The 13,915-nt window shown below is 71.9% G+C and carries 16 protein-coding genes; 5 read left to right on the forward strand and 11 right to left on the reverse strand.

Annotated features, from left to right (window positions below; all coding sequences use genetic code 11):
* Nucleotides 1-49: 49 nt before the first annotated feature.
* Complete coding sequence (locus ABT078_RS04710) at nucleotides 50-1,384, forward strand: MFS transporter (protein WP_351223805.1); 1,335 nt, start codon at nucleotides 50-52, stop codon at nucleotides 1,382-1,384.
* On the opposite strand, the gene ABT078_RS04715 is transcribed toward ABT078_RS04710, so the two are convergent.
* The 4 genes from ABT078_RS04715 to ABT078_RS04730 all read right to left on the reverse strand — a co-directional run bounded on the left by ABT078_RS04715 (nucleotide 1,347) and on the right by ABT078_RS04730 (nucleotide 4,152).
* Nucleotides 1,347-2,306 (reverse strand): DMT family transporter, encoded by a 960-nt coding sequence (locus ABT078_RS04715; RefSeq protein WP_351223807.1) that lies wholly within the window; start codon nucleotides 2,304-2,306, stop codon nucleotides 1,347-1,349. The genes ABT078_RS04710 and ABT078_RS04715 overlap by 38 nt on opposite strands.
* A 47-nt stretch (nucleotides 2,307-2,353) precedes the next feature.
* Nucleotides 2,354-3,046, reverse strand: a complete 693-nt coding sequence (locus ABT078_RS04720; RefSeq protein ID WP_351223809.1) for an ArsR/SmtB family transcription factor — start codon at nucleotides 3,044-3,046, stop codon at nucleotides 2,354-2,356.
* Between the two features lie 114 nt (nucleotides 3,047-3,160).
* Nucleotides 3,161-3,508, reverse strand: a complete 348-nt coding sequence (locus ABT078_RS04725) for an ankyrin repeat domain-containing protein (RefSeq protein ID WP_351223811.1) — start codon at nucleotides 3,506-3,508, stop codon at nucleotides 3,161-3,163.
* Nucleotides 3,475-4,152, reverse strand: a complete 678-nt coding sequence (locus ABT078_RS04730) for a TetR/AcrR family transcriptional regulator (RefSeq protein WP_351223813.1) — start codon at nucleotides 4,150-4,152, stop codon at nucleotides 3,475-3,477. The genes ABT078_RS04725 and ABT078_RS04730 overlap by 34 nt, the downstream gene beginning before the upstream one ends.
* A gap of 65 nt (nucleotides 4,153-4,217) precedes the next feature.
* On the opposite strand from ABT078_RS04730, the gene ABT078_RS04735 reads away from it, so the two are divergent.
* From ABT078_RS04735 to ABT078_RS04745, 3 genes are all read left to right on the forward strand, one after another.
* Entirely contained in the window at nucleotides 4,218-5,369 is a 1,152-nt protein-coding gene (locus ABT078_RS04735) for an acyl-CoA dehydrogenase family protein (protein ID WP_351224388.1), read from the forward strand.
* A gap of 60 nt (nucleotides 5,370-5,429) precedes the next feature.
* Nucleotides 5,430-5,717 carry a YiaA/YiaB family inner membrane protein gene (locus ABT078_RS04740; protein ID WP_351223815.1) on the forward strand — a complete coding sequence of 96 codons (288 nt, stop codon included), beginning with the start codon at nucleotides 5,430-5,432 and terminating at the stop codon, nucleotides 5,715-5,717.
* Between the two features lie 67 nt (nucleotides 5,718-5,784).
* Nucleotides 5,785-6,420, forward strand: a complete 636-nt coding sequence (locus ABT078_RS04745) for a TetR/AcrR family transcriptional regulator (RefSeq protein ID WP_351223817.1) — start codon at nucleotides 5,785-5,787, stop codon at nucleotides 6,418-6,420.
* Here the strand turns inward: ABT078_RS04745 and ABT078_RS04750 are convergent.
* Nucleotides 6,408-6,869, reverse strand: a complete 462-nt coding sequence (locus ABT078_RS04750; RefSeq protein WP_351223819.1) for a MaoC family dehydratase — start codon at nucleotides 6,867-6,869, stop codon at nucleotides 6,408-6,410. The genes ABT078_RS04745 and ABT078_RS04750 overlap by 13 nt on opposite strands.
* Nucleotides 6,870-6,985: 116 nt before the next feature.
* Here ABT078_RS04750 and soxR point away from each other — a divergent pair, with 116 nt between their 5' ends.
* The gene (soxR, locus tag ABT078_RS04755) at nucleotides 6,986-7,465 is read left to right on the forward strand and encodes a redox-sensitive transcriptional activator SoxR (protein ID WP_351223821.1); all 480 of its coding nucleotides are present in this window, start codon (nucleotides 6,986-6,988) and stop codon (nucleotides 7,463-7,465) included.
* 17 nt (nucleotides 7,466-7,482) lie between these two features.
* On the opposite strand, the gene ABT078_RS04760 is transcribed toward soxR, so the two are convergent.
* The 6 genes from ABT078_RS04760 to ABT078_RS04785 form a co-directional block, all read right to left on the reverse strand.
* Nucleotides 7,483-8,196 carry a YoaK family protein gene (locus ABT078_RS04760; protein ID WP_351223823.1) on the reverse strand — a complete coding sequence of 238 codons (714 nt, stop codon included), beginning with the start codon at nucleotides 8,194-8,196 and terminating at the stop codon, nucleotides 7,483-7,485.
* Between the two features lie 179 nt (nucleotides 8,197-8,375).
* Nucleotides 8,376-9,476: an RNA ligase (ATP) gene (locus ABT078_RS04765; protein ID WP_351223825.1), complete on the reverse strand. Its 1,101-nt coding sequence runs from the start codon at nucleotides 9,474-9,476 to the stop codon at nucleotides 8,376-8,378.
* 1 nt (nucleotide 9,477) lies between these two features.
* Nucleotides 9,478-10,260, reverse strand: a complete 783-nt coding sequence (locus tag ABT078_RS04770) for a 3-keto-5-aminohexanoate cleavage protein (RefSeq protein WP_351223827.1) — start codon at nucleotides 10,258-10,260, stop codon at nucleotides 9,478-9,480.
* A gap of 58 nt (nucleotides 10,261-10,318) precedes the next feature.
* Nucleotides 10,319-10,930 carry a hypothetical protein gene (locus ABT078_RS04775; protein WP_351223829.1) on the reverse strand — a complete coding sequence of 204 codons (612 nt, stop codon included), beginning with the start codon at nucleotides 10,928-10,930 and terminating at the stop codon, nucleotides 10,319-10,321.
* A gap of 365 nt (nucleotides 10,931-11,295) precedes the next feature.
* Nucleotides 11,296-12,501, reverse strand: coding sequence for an alpha/beta fold hydrolase (locus ABT078_RS04780; protein WP_351224390.1), 1,206 nt, complete (start codon nucleotides 12,499-12,501; stop codon nucleotides 11,296-11,298).
* A 127-nt stretch (nucleotides 12,502-12,628) separates the two neighbouring features.
* A complete protein-coding gene (locus tag ABT078_RS04785; protein ID WP_502981160.1) occupies nucleotides 12,629-13,768 on the reverse strand; it encodes an ABC transporter substrate-binding protein in 1,140 nt (379 codons plus the stop codon).
* Between the last annotated feature and the right edge of the window lie 147 nt (nucleotides 13,769-13,915).

Here is a 13,915-nt window from a genome sequence, read left to right on the forward strand (position 1 = left end):
GTACGGTCCCCGCACTCCTCGTCCCCCGCACCCATCGGAGTGTGCACCCATGGACACGACTCCCCCTTCCCCGGTCGCCGGTACGTCGCACGCGACCGCCCCCACCGACCGGCACCGCCGACGCGTGGCCACCGCGGCCGCCCTCGCGTCGGCCGTCGAGTGGTACGACTACTTCGTCTTCGGCATCGCCGCCGCCCTCGTCCTCGGGGATCTCTACTTCCCCGCGGGCAGCGCGTCGGCCGGAGTGCTCGCCGCCTTCGCCACCTTCGCGGTCGGCTTCCTCGCCCGCCCCGTCGGCGGAATCATCGCCGGCCAGCTCGGCGACAAGCACGGCCGCAAGCCGATGCTCGTCCTCGCGCTGGCCCTGATGGGCGTGGCCACCGCCGGTATCGGCCTCCTCCCCACGTACGAGACGATCGGCATCGCCGCGCCGGTCCTGCTCGTGCTGCTCCGCGTCATGCAGGGCATCGCCGTCGGCGCCCAGTGGGGCGGCGCGATGCTGATGGCCACCGAGTACGCCCCCGAGGGCAAGCGCGGGCTGTACGGCAGCCTCGTCCAGCTCGGTGTGCCCATCGGTGTGGTCACCGCGAACACCGTGTTCCTCGTCGCGGGTTCCCTCACCGACGACGCCACCTTCGCGTCCTGGGGCTGGCGGGTGCCGTTCTTCGTCGGCTTCCTGGTCCTCGTCCTCGCCTGGTACATCCACACCCGCGTCGAGGAGACCCCCGAGTTCCGCCAGGCCGAACGCGCCCTGGCCGAGCAGGAGAAGAGCGAGGCCCGCTCCCCGCTCCGGACGATCCTGCGCAAGCACCTCGGCACGGTGTTCCTCGCCGGCGGCTCCTTCGCCGTGAACACCGCGACCTTCTACATCATCATCACCGGGGTGCTGGACTACTCGACCCGCGAACTCGGCATGGAGCGAAGCGCGGTGCTCACCGTCTCGCTCGCCGTCAGCCTCACCCAGCTCGCGCTGATACCCGCGTCCGCCGCACTCTCGGACCGCATCGGACGGCTGAAGATCTACGCGTTCGGCGCGGTCGGCCTGCTGGTCTGGGCCGTTCCGCTCTTCCTGCTCATCGACACCAAGTCACTGCTGTGGCTGGCTGTCGGCACCTTCGTCACCAGCTGTTTCCTGAGCATCATGTACGGGCCGCAGGCCGCGCTCTTCGCCGAGCTGTTCACGGCCGAGATGCGCTACACCGGCGCCTCGCTCGGCTACCAGATCGCCGCCGTCTTCGGCGGCGGCCTGGCGCCGTTCGTCATGGTGCTGCTGCTGGAGGCGACCGGCACCTCGATGGCCGTCTCCGGCTACATCATCGGCCTGGCCGTCATCGCACTCGTGTCGATCAGGATTCTCGCGAAGCGGGCGGCTGCCCGGGAGTGATCCCTGCCGCCGAGGCGGCTTCCGTGGCGCCGGTCCGGTCCTCCCGGACCGGCCCGCGGGACCTCGAGCGCGACACGGCCACACCCGCCAGGCACACCACACCGCCCAGCAGGGTCAGCCGGCCCGGCACCTCGTCCAGGAACAGCCAGGACATCAGCACCACCAGCGCGGGCACGGCATACGTGGTCGCGCCCATCTTCCCCGCGGTCGTACGGGCCAGGGCGTACGCCCACGTCGTGAAGGCCAGCGCGGTCGGGAACACGCCCAGGTAGACCATGTTGAGCGTCGCGGACACCGAGGCGTCGGCGGCCTCGCGGAGCAGCACCCCCGCGAACGGCAGACACGCCACCGCCCCGATCACGCAGCCCCACGTCGTCACCTGGAGCGCGGACGCGTGCCGCAGCGCCGGCTTCTGGCCCACCACCCCGCCCGCGTACGACACCGCGGCCAGCAGGCACAGCACGACGCCGAGCACCGACGCCGAGCCCTCGCCCGACATCGACAGGCCGACCAAGGCCGCGCCCGCGAACGACACCCCCATCCCGGCGAGCAGCCGCGGCGGCAGCCCTTCCTCGAGCAGCCACCCCGCGAGCAGCGCCATGACCAGCGGTCCGACATTGACCACGAGCGCCGCCGTGCCCGCGTCCACCTTCTGCTCACCCCAGTTCAGGGCCACCATGTACAGCCCGAACCAGAGCAGGCCGGAGACCGCGATCCCCGGCCAGGCGGCCCGGGGCGGCAGTCCCTCCCGGCGCACGGCACATATCGCTCCCAGCACCAGGGTCCCGGCGAGCAGCCGGCCGAGGGCGAGCGCGCCGGGGGAGTACTCCGCACCGGCGCTGCGGATCGAGACGAAGGCCGAGGCCCAGAGCACGACGGTGGTCCCGGCCGCCGCGAAGGCGCGCCACTGCGTGTTGGTCATGCGGCGACCGTACGTTGCCGACTCTTCGGTGCCCACCGGAACATGTCTCATCGCAGCGCCGCCGCATCGATGCCGAGCAGCGCGCCGAGGGCCCGCTCACCGTCGGCGGTGACCTTCACCGCGCGCTCGGAGCCGATGCGTACGCACCAGCCGGAGTCCAGCGCGTGCCGGCACAGCCGGGCGCCCGCGACCCCGGCCAGGTGGGGCCGGCGCTCCGTCCAGTCCAGGCAGGAGCGGGCGAGCGGGCGGCGGCCGCCCGTGGGCAGCGGCATCCCGGCCTCCACGAACCAGCCGAGGCCTGCGTCGGTCAGCGCGAATCCGGTGTCCTGGCGCAACAGGCCGCGGGCCTCCATGGCATCCGTGATCGCGATGCCGAGCCGCCCCGCGAGATGGTCGTAACACGTCCGGCCCCGGGCCATCGCACTGCGTGTGCTCGCCGCCCGAAGGCCGCGCGGCGGCTCGTCGGACAGGGCGGCGTGCGCGGCGAGGACTTCCACGAGACGCGCGGCCGGCTCGCCGGCGAGCCGTACGTACCGGTGTCTGCCCTGCCGCTCCTCGGTCATCAGCCCGCCCGCGACGAGCTTGCCCAGATGCTCACTGGCGGTCGACGGCGCCACCCCCGCATGACGCGCGAGCTCACCGGCCGTCCAGGCCCGCCCGTCGAGCAGGGCGAGGCAGAAGGCGGCGCGGGTCTCGTCGGCGAGCAGCGCCGCGAGGGCGGCGACATTCCTGGAAGCCATGCCTCCAGGGTGGCGCACTCACTGTTCGGTGGACGCCGAAACGTCGTCCCGGACCGTCTCGGCGGGGCCCGTCGCCCCGGTCCGGCGCCGCAGCTCTTCGGCCGCGCCCGTCTCCTACCAGCTCCGGGCCGGGTCGAGGAGCCGTTCCCGTGCGGGCTCCCGCAGCCGCAGCCGCGGTTCGGTGCCCAGCACGGTGGTGAAGAGCGCCGGGGAGCCGGGATCGACGGCTCGCAGCAGTGGTGTGGTCCCGTCGGGCAGCGGCCGGTCCGGGTCCGCGCCGCCCGCCATCAGGGGCTCGGCGACCGGGTCCACGTACGCCGCAACGGCGGTGCACGGCACCGGGAGGCCGTCCGTGTCGAGCGCGTCCCGATCGGCGCCCTCCTCGAGCAGGGCCCGCACCGCATCGGCGTCTCCCGCCCGTACGGCCGCTACGAGCCGCCCGTGGAGCCCCTCTTCGCCCACGCCACCCGTACCCCCGCCTCGTACTGCACCGCCAGCCCGTCCAGCAGCGCCCGCAGCCCCGTCTCGAACGCGCCCTCGTCCACCTGCTCCTGACGACCGGCGAGCAGATGGGCCTGGCCGAGGTGAGGGTAGTCGGCCGGGTCGTACGCGGTCTCGTCGTTCACGAAGCCGCGTGCGAAGGAGCCGAGCGCGGAGCCGGTGATGAAGTACCGCATGAGGGCGCCGATGTACGTGGCCTGGACGGGCGGCCAGCCGGCCCGCACCATCGCGCCGAAGACGGCGTCGGCGACCTTCAGCCCGGCCGGGCGGCGGCCCGGGCCGTGGGCGAGGACCGGGACGATGTTGGGGTGGTCCGTGAGGGCCGCCCGGTAGGAGACGGCCCAGTCGTGCAGCGCGGTGCGCCAGTCGCGTCCGTCGGTCTCGTCGAACATCGACAGATCGACCTTGGCGCTGACCGCGTCGGCGACCGCGTCCAGGATCTCGTCCTTGTTGCGGAAGTGGTTGTAGAGGGACGGGCCGCTGACGCCCAGTTCGGCGGCGAGGCGGCGGGTGGAGACCGCGTCGAGGCCCTCCGCGTCCACGAGCGCGCCCGCTGTCCCGACGATGCGGTCTCTGCTCAGGAGGGGCTTGCGCGGTCGGGCCATGCGGCACATAGTAGGCCCTGCCAACCAGAAACTAGCAGTGATAGTTAAAGGCGGGATGTCCAGTGGTGAACCTGGAGCTCGGCGAGGAGCAGAAGGCCGTCCGCCGCCTCGCCCGCGACTTCGTCGACCGTGAGATCGCCCCGCATGTCGTCGACTGGGACCGGTCCGAGAATGTCGACAGGTCGATCGTGAAGAAGCTGGGCTCCGTCGGCTTCCTCGGGCTCACCGTCGACGAGGAGTACGGCGGCTCGGGCGGCGACCACCTCGCGTACTGCCTGGTCACGGAGGAGCTCGGGCGCGGCGACTCATCGGTCAGGGGCATCGTGTCCGTGTCCCTCGGCCTGGTCACCAAGACCATCGCCGCCTGGGGGAATGAGCCGCAGAAGCGGCACTGGCTGCCGCGTCTCACCGCGGGTGAGGCCCTCGGCTGCTTCGGGCTGACGGAACCGGGTACCGGCTCCGACGCGGGCAACCTCGCCACCAGGGCCGTACGGGACGGGGATGCGTACGTCGTCAACGGCAGCAAGATGTTCATCACCAACGGCACCTGGGCCGATGTCGTACTGCTCTTCGCCCGTACCGGCGACACGCCCGGGCACCGCGGCGTCTCGGCCTTCCTCGTCCCCACCGACACGCCCGGGCTGACCCGGCGCACCATCCACGGCAAGCTCGGCCTGCGAGGCCAGGCGACCGCCGAGCTCGTCCTGGAGGACGTCCGGGTGCCGGCGGACGCGATGCTCGGGCCGGAGGGCAAGGGGTTCTCGATCGCCATGTCCGCGCTCGCCAAGGGGCGGATGTCGGTGGCCGCGGGCTGCGTCGGCATCGCTCAGGCGGCGCTGGACGCCGCCGTCGGCTACGCGGGCGAGCGCGAGCAGTTCGGCAAGCCGATCGCCTCGTACCAGCTGGTGCAGGAACTGATCAGCGACATCGCCGTGGACGTGGACGCCGCGCGCCTGCTGACCTGGCGGGTCGCCGATCTCATAGACCGCGGCGAGGACTTCGCCACCGCCGCGTCCCAGGCGAAGCTCTTCGCCTCCGAGGCCGCCGTGCGTGCCGCGAACAACGCGCTGCAGGTCTTCGGCGGCTACGGCTACATCGACGAGTACCCGGTCGGCAAACTCCTGCGTGACGCACGGGTGATGACCCTGTACGAGGGCACCAGCCAGATCCAGAAGCTCATCATCGGCCGTGCGCTGACCGGCGTCTCGGCGTTCTGAGTACGCGGCTGAGTACGGGAGCGGATGCGGGCCCCGGCACCTTCCGCGCATCCTCGCGGCATGAGTGAGACACCGGTCAAGCAGCAGAACACGGCGGCGTACTACGGCCAGGCCGTCGCCTCCTTCGCGGTCGCGCTCGCGGCTGTCGCCGTCGGGATCGTGAATCTGGACGCCGACGCCTGGGTGCGCGCCTTCCTCGGCATCGCGGTCCTCTACCTCACGACCTCGGCGTTCACCCTGGCCAAGGTGGTGCGGGACAGACAGGAGGCCGGGCAGATCGTGAGCCGCGTCGACCAGGCACGGCTGGAGAAGCTCCTCGCCGAGCACGGCCCGTTCCAGAAGCTGTGACCATGCACTAAGCGCTTGCTCAGGTTCGAGGTATGGTGTTCGTCCTGCTGGATGGAAGGGGCGAGCGATGAGTACGGCGGAGAAAACGGCCGGCGCCGAGGACGTGCCGTGGGGCGAGGTCACCCCGGAGGCGGCCAGGAGGCTGCTCGTCGCCGCCGTCGAGGCCTTCGCGGAGCGCGGCTACCACGCCACCACGACGCGCGACATCGCCGGCCGCGCCGGAATGAGCCCGGCCGCGCTCTACATCCACTACAAGACCAAGGAAGAGCTGCTCCACCGGATCAGCCGCATCGGCCACGACCGGGCGCTGGAGATCCTGGAGGGAGCTGCGGACGCCGAGGGAACGGCGGCCGAGCGGCTCGCCGCCGCCGTGCGCTCCTTCGTCCGCTGGCACGCGGGACACCATATGACCGCGCGCGTCGTGCAGTACGAGCTCGACGCGCTCGGCGACGAGCACCGGGACGAGATCGTCGAGCTGCGCCGCAAGTCCGACGCCGCGGTGCGGCGGATCCTCAACGAGGGTGTGGCGGCGGGGGAGTTCGACGTCCCGGACGTCCCCGGCACGACCGTCGCCGTGCTGTCCCTCTGCATCGATGTCGCCCGCTGGTTCAACGTGCACGGGCGCCGGACGCCGGACGAGGTCGGCGCGCTCTACGCCGACCTCGTCCTGCGGATGGTGGGAGCGGGCGCTCAGAAGAAGTAGCGGGAGACGGACTCGGCGACGCACACCGGCTTGTCGCCGCCCTCGCGCTCCACGGTGACGACGGCCGTCACCTGCACACCGCCGCCCGACTCCTCGACGCTCTTGAGGACGGCGGTCGCGCGCAGCCGTGAGCCGACGGGCACGGGGGAGGGGAAACGGACCTTGTTGGTCCCGTAGTTGATGCCCATCTTCATGCCCTCGACCCGCATGATCCGGGGGACGAGGGTCGGCAGCAGCGACAGCGTGAGATAGCCGTGCGCGATCGTCTTCCCGAAGGGCCCGGCCGCGGCGCGCTCGGGGTCCACATGGATCCACTGGTGGTCGCCGGTGGCGTCGGCGAAGAGGTCGATCCGCTTCTGGTCGATCTCCAGCCAGTCGCTGTACCCCAGTTGCTCGCCGACCCCGGCGGTCAGCTCCTCGGCGGATGTGAAGATCCTCGGCTCGGCCATCCCTGTTCCCTGCCTCTCGCCCGGTCCCTGCTCGTTGTCTAAGCGACTGCTTAGCATGGTCGGGGGGAAGGGTTCTGTCAACGGTGGCGCAGCGCCCGTCACGTAGGCTCCGGCGAGTGCCGCAGATTCCCGGGAAGATCCACGAACTCACCGTCGGCCAGCTCTCCGCGCGCAGCGGAGCGGCCGTTTCCGCCCTGCACTTCTACGAGTCCAAGGGGCTGATCAGCAGCCGCAGGACCGCGGGCAACCAGCGCCGCTACGGCCGGGACGCGCTACGCCGGGTCGCCTTCGTCCGGGCGGCCCAGCGGGTCGGCATCCCGCTCGCCACGATCCGGGACGCGCTGGCCGAACTCCCCGAGGGGCGCACGCCGAACCGCGAGGACTGGGCGCGGCTCTCACAGACGTGGCGCGCGGAGCTCGACGCCCGCATCCAGCAGCTCGGGCGGCTGCGCGACCATCTCACCGACTGCATCGGCTGCGGCTGTCTGTCCCTGGAGACCTGTGTCCTGTCCAACCCGGACGATGTTTTCGGTGAGCGCATGGCGGGCTCGCGGCTGCTCCCGGAACGCCGGCGCGCGCCGGAGGACGGGGCCTGACGCCTCGGCGGGCCCGATCAGCCGGGCTCCGGGGTGGCCTCGCGCGGCGCGAAGGCGAAACCGAGCGCGACGGCCAGCACATAGGCGGCGATGACCAGCAGGACCACCGGCGGGGCGAGCCGGTCGTCGTGGATCATCCACGCCCCCAGCAGACCGCCCGTGAACATGGCCGTCACCGAGCCCGCACGCCGGGCCTCGTTCCGCGCACCAGGTGCGATCCGGGTGTCGAGCGCGAGGGGGGAACCGCCGATGAGAGCGGTGAACGCCCGGGTGGTGACCGTGGTGGGCATGCCCACCACCTTCGCCCGCAGGGTGGTGACATTGCGGACCCCCATGGCCATCGCCACCAGTGCGGACACCAGGTGGTGCCGGCCGGTGAGCGGCTCACCGCCCCGCTCGATCCCCCACGCCACCAGTGCGGCGACTGCCAGCAGCGCGGCCTCGACGTACAGGGCGTGCATGAACCAGCGGCGGCCGTGCACCTGTGCGTGCGACTCGAAGCGCGCGGACAGCACAGCCCCCACGGTGAACCCCACCAGCGAGGCAGCACACGCAGACACGGACAGGCCACCGACGCCGGCGAGTGCGAAGGACATCAACAGCATGTTGCCTGTCTGGACAGCCGTGAAGACCGGGCCCAGTGCGAGAAAGCTGACCGCCTCGACCATCCCTGTCGTCATGGTGAGCGCCATCATGGCCCACATCAGGGACGGTTCACGTGTTGGCTTCACGCGCTGAGTCTCGGCGCAGCGGCCCGGCCGCACGGCGGATTGCGCCGAGTGTGGGCCGGGCTGTCCAGGGCGCCGGGCGGCCCGCACCCCCGTGACGGGCCGCCCGGCACCCGGTCCGTGCCCCCGGCCGTGGTGCCGGTGGCCCGCACCCCCGTGACGGGCCACCGTGCGCCGAGCGGTCACTCGTACTCGGTGCCGCCCTTGCGGGTCAGATACGCCGGGCTGACCGACTTGGCTATCGCCCGGCCGCCCACCGCCGGGCTGTACCGCTCGGTGACCGGGCGGATCACGACACCCTCGCGCAGATGCAGATCCCTGCCCGAGACCGTCTCGCGGCCGCTCGCGAACTCCAGGACCTTCTCCAGCACATACGGTCCCTCGTACAGCCGTGGCACCAGCGGCAGTTCGCCCTCGAGCAGCTGCGCCGCGTCCAGCCAGCGGATCTGGCCGTCGATCTCGGCCGACACGTCGAACACCGCGAACCCGAGTTCCGTCGAGCGGGCGTTCGCGCCGTACGACAGGTCCTGCACCCCTGCGCCGTACACCTCGCCGAAGATGCCGACCCGGCTCGCCCCCAGCTTGCCGGCGAGACGCGCCGCGGCCTCCGCCACACCGTGGCCGTGCACCGCGCGCCAGTAGAGATTGCGCGGGTCCTCCTTGAGGGCGAGGCCCTTCGCGCCGAACCCCTTCGACGACACCAGCACCCTCCCCCGTGGCCCTGCGGGCACGGGAGGGATTCCCACGTCCTCGGCCACGTACGTGACCAGACAGGCAGTGCCGTGCAGCTTCTCGGTCAGCACGACGGGCTCACCGGGCTCGAAGATGTCCGGATAGCGCTGCAGGTTCTCGACGTCGACCCAGGGGAGCAGGTCGGGTGCCGACTCCACGTCACCGCTCATCGTCGGCGGGATCGGGGGCGACCACTTCGTGATGCCGAGCAGCTCGGCGAAGTCCGTACCGTCGGCCACGGCCCGCTCCAGGTCGGTCTCCGCGAGCGCCTTCGGCCGGCACACGATGCCCTGCGACAGCTCACCGCGCAGCCGCACCGCCTTGACCCGGTCGGACGCCTTCCCGGCAAGCCGCCCGGTCAGCCCGAGCTCCTCGATCAGCCCCGTCGGCAGCACGGCCTGCTCGGGGATGTAGACGGCGATGTCACCGCTGCGGTAAGCGCCCTTGGCGACGACCGCGCGGTAGAGGCCCACCTGGGCCAGCTCCAGGGCGTCGGCGTTCGGATGCTCATGGATCGTCAGCAGTTCGGCGGTGACGCGCAGCGTCGACATGTCAGGGCTCCTCGGGTGCGGTTCTCATCGCGTCAACTGTGGCCGCACGGAATTCCGGTGGGCCACCCGATATCCGCTCTGGTACCGTCGCCGCCGCCCCGACGAGCTCGGCATTGGATGACGCGGGCCGCCCGTCGGGCAGGGCCAGCACGTCCTCCAGGCCGATCCGCGTGTCCAGCCCCAACCGCCGCGCCAGCCGCAACACCGGCCAGGCCCCGCCGTCCTCGCCGTGCAGCAGCACCGGAAGGCCGGGCCGTGCGCCCAGCCCGTCCAGCAGCGCACGGGCCGAGTCCTCGGCGCTCATCGGGTCCGGGTCCGTCACCTCGGCGAGCACCCGCAGCACCCGGGGCGCGAACGGCGAGCGCAGGAACCGCTCAAGGCCGTCCGTCCCGGACCAGAGGCCCGCCTCCACGCCCACACCGCGCTCCAGCAGCGCCGCAGCGGCCTGCTCCGCGCCCTCCTCGTGCCAGTTGACGGAGGCGTGGTCGGGCAGCACCGTCCAGGAGCGGATGCGCTCGGCACGGCGCACCGGATCGGGCTCGGCCCACGCGCCGGTCGTCACCCCGACCGGAACGTCCACCGCGGCCCGTATCGCCATGAGCACGGGAGCGACCACGCGCGGCGACAGCGAGTCGCTCCCGCACGGCGTCTTCGGGTGCACATGCACCTCTGCCGCACCGGCGGCGACCGCGGCTGCGGCCGACTCGGCCAGCGCGGCCGGTGACATGGGCACCGCGGCCGAATCCCCCGCGCCGCGGGCCCCGTTGAGGCAGACCTGAATCATGGCCCCGATGGTGCCAGGCACCACTGACAACGCGGCGTCCCCGGCCCCGCCGGGGGTGTCAGGCCACCGAGGCCAGTTCCCTGCCCCGCATGCGCCTGGCGGCCCTCAGGGCCTCGTCCGTCAGCACCGGCTGGGGCACGACGACCCCGCACCCCGTGCACACGGGACCGCACCACGGCTCGTGCTCCAGGTCCTGCCGCCACACGATCCGGCTGCCCGCACACACGGGGCAGACGGCCCCGGGTTCCGCGCCCAGCGCGGCGATCAGCCGCCGCAGCACGTCTGCCAGCGGGGACGTCGGATGCACTGACGGGTCGTCGCAGCGTGCGACGCCGTTGCCGCCCCAGGTCCGCCGGTGCCAGTCGTCGAACGCTCCCGGCCGCCGCAGCCCGTCGTGCTTCTCGCGCCTGCGGCGTTCCGCGAACTTCCTCTCGTACGCGAGCCATACGGCCCGCGCCTGTTCCAGTTCGTCGAGCGCGGCCACCAGCCGCGCCGGATCGGGCGCCCGGTCGTCGGGCTCGATGCCGTGCCTGGCGCACAGATGGTTCCAGGTCGCCCGGTGCCCGTACGGGGCGAACCTCTCCAGGCACTTGCGCAATGAGTAACGCCGCAGCGCCAGATCACTTCGCGGGTCGCGCACCTGTCTCGCAAGACTCCGGAAACCGGCCATCGCACTGCCACCTCCGTCGCTCGTACTCGTCGCTCGTACTTCCGCGTCGAGGAATGGACGTACGAGTACCCGATCGGGCTCCATCGAACATCCGTACAGAAGTCGATGGGTGCGTCCGGGGTGCGGTGGGGCAGTGGGGCGGTGTGTCGGAGAAAGTGACGGTTGTTCATCTTCCCGATGAGTCGTCCGGCAGTAACCTCCGCCGCACCCGCCACTCCGAGGGGCATCCGTGCGACGACGCACCGGACCCCCCACCGGACGACTCGAACCGCCGGACCCGCGGGCCCGCCGCACGGCACCGGGCCTTCCCGAAGGCCGCGCCCGCAGGGCGAACAGGGGTCGGGGCGGAGCCGCGGGCGGAAGGGTCAGCGCCCCACCCGCCCTGCCGCCAGCACCACCCTCGCCAGCTCCGGGTGCAGGATGTCGCTGTGCGCCCCGGACGGGGGACCGCCGCGCCGCACCACCGAGGCCGCGTCGACATTGACGCAGCCGCTCGAGGGCAACCCGTCCCGCAGGGCCGCGTCCAGCGTCAGCTGCCGCGTGCCCGCGACCGCCTGGATGCCGTCGTGCCCGACCGCCCACCAGCGCTGGTCCAGCCCGACCACGGTCGACGAGTCCCCTGCCATGCGGGAAGCCAGCGGATAGATCACGCCGAGCGCGGTGTCATGTTGTGAGTAGCAGGCGACCACGGGCCCGTCGACACGCTGCTGCATGTCCCGGAGCGCCCCTGCACTGCCCTTCGCATGCGGCAGCGACGGTGCGAACGCGTAGTGCGAGAACGCCCCTTGGAGCAGCGTCACCGACTTCACCGGCCGCGCACCGTCCGGCAGCCCGCGCAGTGCGAAGGCGACGAGCCTGGCACCCATGCTGTGCCCGACGAGGTGCACCCGCAGGCCGGGGGAGGAACGGGCCAGCCGCCCGAGCACCGGTCCGAGGCCCCGCTCGCCGACCGTTCCCGCGCGGCGCTTCATGGTGTAGTAGGTGGCCTGTCGCAGCACCTCCTTGGCGCCCTTCCACAGGTTCTTGAGCCCGCCGCCGATCGCGAGCGACGGCTCTGTCCCGCCGAGCGCCTCCGTGAACAGCCGGCAGACCTCGACCGGGTCCTCCTGCAGGAACGCCGGAACGCCCTCCCCGGCCGCGACCCCGGCCATGTCCCCGACGAGGCCCTCCTCGGGTACCTCCACCAACTCCCGTACGAGCGACCCGAATTCGGCGAACGCCGCTCGCGACTCCGGTTCCTCCCCGAGCAGCGTCGCCAGCCGCCCCAGTACGGGCTCCCGCCCCGGGAAGACCCCGGCGAGCGCGCCGAAGTCCGGTATCGGCTCGTCCGTGAACATCATCGAGGGCCACACCACCCCCGTGTAGCCCACCCGTGTCCCAGGTGGGAGCAGCCCGGGGAAGGGTGCGAAGAAGCGCGCGTAGAAACGGGTGGCCAACGAACGGGAGTTGTTCCACCCATGGGCGAACATCACCAGATCCGTCACCTCCAGCCGCCCGAGGGCCTCCCGCTGAGCGGCGTTCACATCGCCGTCCGCGTCGAAGGTGATCTCCCGGTACGGCTGCACGCTCATCTCGTTCACGGGCGCGTCCCTCCTCCCCCTGGGACTTCGTCCCGGGTGGACTCCCAGCGCGGACCGCTGCCCGCCCAGCATCCCGCGGCCGAGGACAAACGGCCAGACCCGTCGCGTGTGCGGTGCGTCAGTCCGCGACCGCCTTCGCCCAGCCCCGGGCGACCGTCTCCCTCGCCCTGTCCCACTGCGCATCGGTGGGAAATCGCGGCGTCCCCTCAACCGTCGGCAGCTGTGCGGCGGCCACTTCGTCGAGGGTGCCTTCCTCCCTCATGACGTCCATCAGCACCGGGCGGGCGTATCCGAGGAGCCGGAGGTTCTGGCCCTCGGTGCTGAACAGGTACTCCTGCCACAGGCGGGCAGCCGCCGGGTGCGGGGCGTCCTTGTTGATCGCCAGCGCGAAGTACTGGGCGAAGCTGCCGTCGAAGGGGATCGAGACCCGCCAGTCCAGGCCCTTGCCGCGGAACCGGTCGGCGTAGGCGAGGTTGGAGTAGTCCCAGTCGATGCTGATGGGCGTCCGACGGTTCTCCACCGCGGTCGCGGTCGACTCGACGGGGTTGAAGTTGCCCGCCTTCCTGAGCTTGCCGAAGAAGTCGATACCGGGCTGGATGTCGTCGAACGACCCGTTGTCCGCCAGGGCGGCCGCGTACACGCCGGCGAGGCCGGTGCCGGACCGGGTGGGGTTGCCGTACAGCGAAACCATGCCCTGGTACTGGGGTTTCAGCAGGTCGGAGAAGGTATGGGGACAGGTCTCGACGAGCTTGGCATCGCAGCCGATGGAGATGTAGCCACCGTAGTTGTTGTACCAGCGGGCCTCAGGGTCCTTCTGGCTGCTCGGGATCGAGTCGAACGCGGCGACTCTGTACGGCGCGAGCAGGTTCTGCCGAGCCGCCGACCGCGCGAAGGCATCCCCCAGGTCGAGCACGTCGGGGGCGTCGGCCCGCCCTCGCCGCTTCTTCATGGCGTCGATCTCGTCCTGGCTGTGGCCCTCCGGATCGTCGACCGTCACTTCGATCCCGTACTTCTTCTCGAAGCCGTCCATCAGGCCGCCGTAGTTGGCCCAGCCGCTCGGAATCGCGATCGCGCGGAGCACGCCCTCCTTTTTCGCCGCGGCGACCAGCGAGGCCATGCCGCCCGCCTCCTCGGCGGAGGTGGCCAGCGACGGCTTCCGGGAGGTCTCGGTCGCTGTGCCGCCGCATGCGGCCATGACCAGCGCCACGACGGCGAGGCAACCGGAGACGGCCGCTGTCCGGGCACGAGGCGCAGTCACGACGACTCCCTCCGGCCGACCGACCGGCCGCCTGTCGCCCTTCGTTGTGCCTCCCTGGTCCACCGGGTCGGCGAAGCGGCCATCGAGGCCAGGGTACTCGGCCACCTCGACACATTCGGCGGCCGGCGAGGCCGGCAACGGTGTCCT

Origin of the sequence: Streptomyces sp. NPDC002133 (assembly GCF_040296405.1) — a bacterium.
GTDB lineage: Bacteria > Actinomycetota > Actinomycetes > Streptomycetales > Streptomycetaceae > Streptomyces.

What these genes read in the sequence shown, in the direction of transcription:
- ABT078_RS04710 (WP_351223805.1), top strand. Translation starts at nt 50, where the DNA reads ATGGACACGACTCCCCCTTCCCCGGTCGCCGGTACGTCGCACGCGACC.
- ABT078_RS04715 (WP_351223807.1), bottom strand. Translation starts at nt 2,306, where the DNA reads ATGACCAACACGCAGTGGCGCGCCTTCGCGGCGGCCGGGACCACCGTC.
- ABT078_RS04720 (WP_351223809.1), bottom strand. Translation starts at nt 3,046, where the DNA reads ATGGCTTCCAGGAATGTCGCCGCCCTCGCGGCGCTGCTCGCCGACGAG.
- ABT078_RS04730 (WP_351223813.1), bottom strand. Translation starts at nt 4,152, where the DNA reads ATGGCCCGACCGCGCAAGCCCCTCCTGAGCAGAGACCGCATCGTCGGG.
- ABT078_RS04740 (WP_351223815.1), top strand. Translation starts at nt 5,430, where the DNA reads ATGAGTGAGACACCGGTCAAGCAGCAGAACACGGCGGCGTACTACGGC.
- ABT078_RS04745 (WP_351223817.1), top strand. Translation starts at nt 5,785, where the DNA reads ATGAGTACGGCGGAGAAAACGGCCGGCGCCGAGGACGTGCCGTGGGGC.
- ABT078_RS04750 (WP_351223819.1), bottom strand. Translation starts at nt 6,869, where the DNA reads ATGGCCGAGCCGAGGATCTTCACATCCGCCGAGGAGCTGACCGCCGGG.
- ABT078_RS04765 (WP_351223825.1), bottom strand. Translation starts at nt 9,476, where the DNA reads ATGTCGACGCTGCGCGTCACCGCCGAACTGCTGACGATCCATGAGCAT.
- ABT078_RS04770 (WP_351223827.1), bottom strand. Translation starts at nt 10,260, where the DNA reads ATGATTCAGGTCTGCCTCAACGGGGCCCGCGGCGCGGGGGATTCGGCC.
- ABT078_RS04775 (WP_351223829.1), bottom strand. Translation starts at nt 10,930, where the DNA reads ATGGCCGGTTTCCGGAGTCTTGCGAGACAGGTGCGCGACCCGCGAAGT.
- ABT078_RS04780 (WP_351224390.1), bottom strand. Translation starts at nt 12,501, where the DNA reads ATGAGCGTGCAGCCGTACCGGGAGATCACCTTCGACGCGGACGGCGAT.